Raw genomic sequence first — 4,660 nt, forward strand, 5'->3', positions numbered from 1 at the left:
CTGGCCGACCTGCTGACCGCGGCCCGGCTGGGCGCCCGGCTGGTGGTGCCCGGGGACGAGGAGTGGCCCGCCCGCGCGCTGCACGCCCTCGTGGTGGCGGCCGAGCAGCAGACCGGGCGCGCGGAGCGCACCGTGGCCCTGGTGCCGCCGCTGGGGCTGTGGGTGCGGGGCCGCCCCCGGCTCGACCAGCTCACCGACCGGTCGGTCGCCGTGGTGGGCTCGCGGGCCAGCACCGCCTACGGCACCCACGTCGCCGCCGACCTGGCCGCCGGTCTGTGGTCCCGGGGCTGGACGACGGTGTCGGGCGCGGCCACCGGAATCGACGCCGCCGCGCACCGGGGTGCGCTCGCCGCCGGGGGAGCCACGGTCGCCGTGCTGGCCTGCGGGGTGGACCGGGCCTACCCGGCCGGCCATGCCGCGCTGCTCGAGCGCGTCCTCGACGACGGCCTCGTGGTCAGCGAGTGGCCGCCCGGCGCGGCGCCGCTGGGGCACCGGTTCCTGGTCCGCAACCGGCTGATCGCTGCGCTGTCCCGCGGCACCGTGGTGGTCGAGGCCGCCGCCCGGTCGGGGTCGCTGGCCACCGCGAACCGGGCCCGGGAGCTCGGCCGGCCGGTGATGGGCGTGCCCGGTCCGGTGACCAGCGCCCTGTCGGTCGGGGTGCACCAGCTGCTGCGGGGCGACCCGCCCGCGCGACCGGTGAGCACGGCGGCCGAGGTCGTCGAGGAGGTGGGCGCCATCGGCGCAGACCTGGCCGCGGTCCCGGTGCGTCCCACCTCGCCGCGCGACGAGCTGACCGACGTCGCCCGCCGGGTGCTGGACGCCTGCCCGGTGCGGATCGGCGTCCCACCCGAACGGCTGGCCGCCGTCGCCGGGTGCGCGGAGCTGGACGTGCTGCGGGTGCTGCCGGTGCTCGAGCTGCACGGCCTGGTGGAGCGGGTCGCCGGGGGCTGGCGGGTCACCCGGGACCGCGGCTGAGCGCCTCCTGCGCTCAGCGGGCCGGTAGCGGTCGACGGCAGACTGACGAGATGGCGGAGCAGGCCGACCCACAATGGGTGCGCAGCGGGTGGGGTCACCGCGTCGATTCCCAGGACGAGGCCTTTCGCGCGATCATGCGGATCGTCTCGCTGGCATCGAACCGCCAGTACGTCTGGCGCGGCTCGACCGACCGGCGCTACCGAGTGCGCTCATCCCTCCTCCGGGAGCTGATCGTCGACGAGTCGGACCCGCTGCCTGACGAGGTCCTGATCCGGCAGAACGAGCTCGCGATCCTGCGCGAGGCTCGCGAGTGGAGTCTGGCCGTCGAGATGGGCCCACTGGCTTCCGATCTCTACCTCCTCGCGCACCTCCAGCACCACGGACTGCCCACCCGGCTGCTCGATGTGACGTACAACCCGATGACGGCGCTCTGGTTCGCCTGTGAGGGGAAGGACGACGTGGGAGGGGTGCTCTTCGCGTTCGACGTCACCAGCCTGCCGACCTATCCGACCATCGACCCCCAGCAGCGGCAGACGTACGGGCTGCAGTCCGAGCCGTTGGCGTGGACGCTGCGTTACGCCCTCCGGCAGTCGGCCCTGAACTCCCAGCCCTTCCTGGTCCGTCCGACGGTGCCCGACGCCCGAATGGCGGCGCAGGAGGGCCTGTTCCTCTCCGGCGTGGTCCCGATGAACCACCCCGTCGGCGGCATCGACGGGTTGCCGATCCAGCTCGGGCCACCGCCGGGCAGGGAGAAGCTGGCAGTTCTCTTCGACGAGGGCCGACGCCGCGTCGGTCGCCCTACCAAGCTGCCGTTCTGCGCGCTGGTCATCCCGCCTGAGCTCAAGAAGACGATCCGGAACCACCTCACCGCGCTGAACCGGCGGCGGAGCGTGATGTACCCGGATGTCGACGGGTTCCGCGACGCCTACCGCGGCGACCACCTCGATCTCGACCTCGACTCGGTCCGGCCGGTTGTCTCCGCCTACGACGACGTGGACGCGGGGGCGTCGTGACGCAACCGGTGACCGACGGTGATGACTGCGGCGCCGGTGCACCCGGTCGGTGCTGCCCTCTGCGCGGGGGAGTGGTCCACCCGGCGTGCCCGTTTGACCGGCCCCGGTCGCTCCCGCAGGCTCGGGGACGTGACCGGCCGGACCGCTGACCAGCGCGCCGCCCTGCCCCCGGCGCTGGCCGAGCCGCTGGACGCCTGGGTCGAGCACCTGGCCGCCGGGCGCGACCTGTCCGCCCACACGGTGCGCGCCTACACCGCCGACGTCGTCTCGCTGCTGGACCACCTGGTCCGCCGGGGTGGCGCCCAGGTCGGCGACCTGGACCTGGCGACCCTGCGCAGCTGGCTGGCCCTGGGCCGCACCCGGGGCGACGGCCGGTCCACCACCGCCCGCCGCGCCGCGTCGGCCCGCAGCTTCACCGCGCACCTGCGCCGCACCGGCCTGGTCCCCGAGGACGTCGGCCTGCGGCTGGCCAGCCCCCGGGCGCACCGGACGCTGCCCGAGGTGCTCACCGCCGACCAGGCGCGTGCGGTGGCCGAGGCGCCCCGCCCGCTGCCCGAGGACGCCACGCCCGAGCAGGCCGCCGTGGCGCTGCGCGACGCGCTGGTGGTCGACCTGCTCTACGCCAGCGGCGCCCGGGTCGCCGAGCTGGTCGGCCTGGACCTCGACGACGTGGACCACGGGCGGCGGTTGCTGCGGGTGCTGGGCAAGGGCCGCAAGCAGCGCAGCGTGCCCTACGGCGTCCCGGCCGAGCGGGCGCTGCGGGCCTGGCTGGACGCCGGCCGGCCCGTGCTGGCCCGCGAGGGCAGCGGCCCGGCGCTGTTGCTGGGTCTGCGCGGGGGGCGCCTGGACCCGCGGGAGGTCCGGCGGGTGGTGCACGCAGCGACCGCCGCCGTCCCCGGCGCGCCGGACCTGGGGCCGCACGGGCTGCGGCACTCCGCGGCCACCCACGTGCTCGAGGGCGGGGCCGACCTGCGGTCGGTCCAGGAGCTGCTCGGCCACGCTAGCCTCGCGACGACGCAGATCTACACGCACGTGACGGTCGACCGGCTCCGGGCGGTCCACGCGGCGGCCCACCCACGGGCCTGAGGAGGAGCACACGGTGACGGGGACCAGCCAGACGGACGCGCGCGAGGACGACCGGGACGGCACCGCGGCCGCGGACGCCGCGCTCGCCGAGCTCTGGGCGCGCTACGTGGAGGGCCGTGACGCCGGTCTGCGGGACCGGCTGATCCTGCACTACGCGCCGCTGGTCAAGTACGTCGCCGGCCGCGTCGGCTCGGGTCTGCCCGCGCACGTCGAGCAGGCCGACCTCGTCTCCTACGGCACCTTCGGCCTGATCGACGCCATCACCCGGTACGAGCCCTCCCGCGAGGTCAAGTTCGAGAGCTACGCGATGGCCCGCATCCGCGGCGCGATCATCGACGAGCTGCGCTCCACCGACTGGATCCCGCGGTCGGTGCGGATGCGCGCCCGCGAGTTCGAGCGGACCGTCGCGTCGCTGGAGACCAAGCTGCAGCGCAGCCCCACCGACAGCGAGGTCGCCGACGCCATGGGCGTCGAGGTGGAGGAGATCCGGAAGTTCCTGGGCCAGCTGTCCCTGGTCAACGTCGTCGCCCTCGACGAGCTGCTCGGCGACGACGACGGCGGGGGAGCCCCCCGGCTGGTCGACACGCTCAAGGACACCTCGGCGCTGGACCCCCAGGCGATGGCCGAGCACGGCGAGGCCCGCCAGCTGCTCGCCCGCGCCGTCGAGCAGCTGCCCGACCGGGAGAAGGTCGTGGTCAGCCTCTACTACTTCGAGGGCCTGACCCTGGCGGAGATCGGCCGCGTCCTCGGCGTCACCGAGAGCCGCATCTGCCAGCTGCACACCAAGGCCGTGCTGCACCTGCGCACCAAGCTCGCCGACATCGCCTGAGGTCCGGGGTGACGTCGGCGGTCGACGAGGCCGTCCGCGGGGAGCTGGCGCTGCTGGACCCTGCGGTGCGCGCCGACCCCGCGCGCGCCGGCGTCCTGCTGCACCCGGCGTTCACCGAGGTCGGTGCCTCCGGCCGCAGCTGGACCCGCGCGGAGATCCTCGAGGCCATGGCCGGCGAGCTGTCCCTGGCGGGGGAGCAGGTCGAGGTCGGGGACATGACGGGCGAGCAGGTGGCCACCGACGTCGTCCAGCTGCGGTTCACAACCGTGGTCGCCGGGCGGGTGGCCCGGCGCAGCTCCCTGTGGCGCCGTACCGACGGCCGCTGGCAGCTGTGGTTCCACCAGGGCACGCTCGTCAGCCCCACGGGAGCAGACGCACCCGCGGGGGACTGAGCAGCAGCAGCGGGTCCAGGTACTCCGCCGGGCCGGTGCGGGCACCCCAGTGCAGGCAGGCCGCGATCGGGCAGCCGGCGTGGCCGGGCAGCAGCAGGCCGAGCGGTGACCCCCGGGCCACCGCCTGGCCGGCCGCGACGGCGGGCTGCACCGGTTCGTAGGTGGTCCGCACCCCGTCGGGGTGGTCGACGCTGACCACCGGTCGCCCGGCCACCAACCCGGCGAAGGCGACCGTGCCGGCGCCGGCGGCCAGCACCGGGGCGCCCGGCACACCGGTGAGGTCCGCGCCGCGGTGCCCGGCGCCGTAGGCACCGGCCGGCAGGTCGAAGGGGCGGGTCACGGCCGGCGGGCCGGCCAGCGGCCAC

At 75.7% G+C, this 4,660-nt stretch carries 6 protein-coding genes; 5 read left to right on the forward strand and 1 reads right to left on the reverse strand.

Annotated elements, in window-relative coordinates:
* The 5 genes from dprA to NH342_RS22055 all read left to right on the forward strand — a co-directional run.
* The coding region (gene dprA / locus NH342_RS22035) for a DNA-processing protein DprA (protein ID WP_253018345.1) at window positions 1-975 on the forward strand (975 nt) is incomplete at its 5' end.
* 50 nt (window positions 976-1,025) lie between these two features.
* A complete protein-coding gene (locus NH342_RS22040) occupies window positions 1,026-1,988 on the forward strand; it encodes an FRG domain-containing protein (protein ID WP_253018347.1) in 963 nt (320 codons plus the stop codon).
* A gap of 129 nt (window positions 1,989-2,117) precedes the next feature.
* Complete coding sequence (locus NH342_RS22045; protein ID WP_253018349.1) at window positions 2,118-3,074, forward strand: tyrosine-type recombinase/integrase; 957 nt, start codon at window positions 2,118-2,120, stop codon at window positions 3,072-3,074.
* A gap of 13 nt (window positions 3,075-3,087) precedes the next feature.
* Window positions 3,088-3,903 (forward strand): RNA polymerase sigma factor WhiG, encoded by an 816-nt coding sequence (gene whiG, locus NH342_RS22050; protein WP_253018351.1) that lies wholly within the window; start codon window positions 3,088-3,090, stop codon window positions 3,901-3,903.
* Between the two features lie 8 nt (window positions 3,904-3,911).
* Complete coding sequence (locus tag NH342_RS22055; RefSeq protein WP_253018353.1) at window positions 3,912-4,295, forward strand: DUF4440 domain-containing protein; 384 nt, start codon at window positions 3,912-3,914, stop codon at window positions 4,293-4,295.
* Here the strand turns inward: NH342_RS22055 and NH342_RS22060 are convergent.
* A partial coding sequence (locus NH342_RS22060) for a M23 family metallopeptidase (protein WP_253018355.1) occupies window positions 4,258-4,660 on the reverse strand: 403 nt, incomplete at its 5' end. The two genes, NH342_RS22055 and NH342_RS22060, sit on opposite strands and share 38 nt — an antisense overlap.

It is taken from the genome of Klenkia sp. PcliD-1-E, from assembly GCF_024124375.1.
GTDB lineage: Bacteria > Actinomycetota > Actinomycetes > Mycobacteriales > Geodermatophilaceae > Klenkia.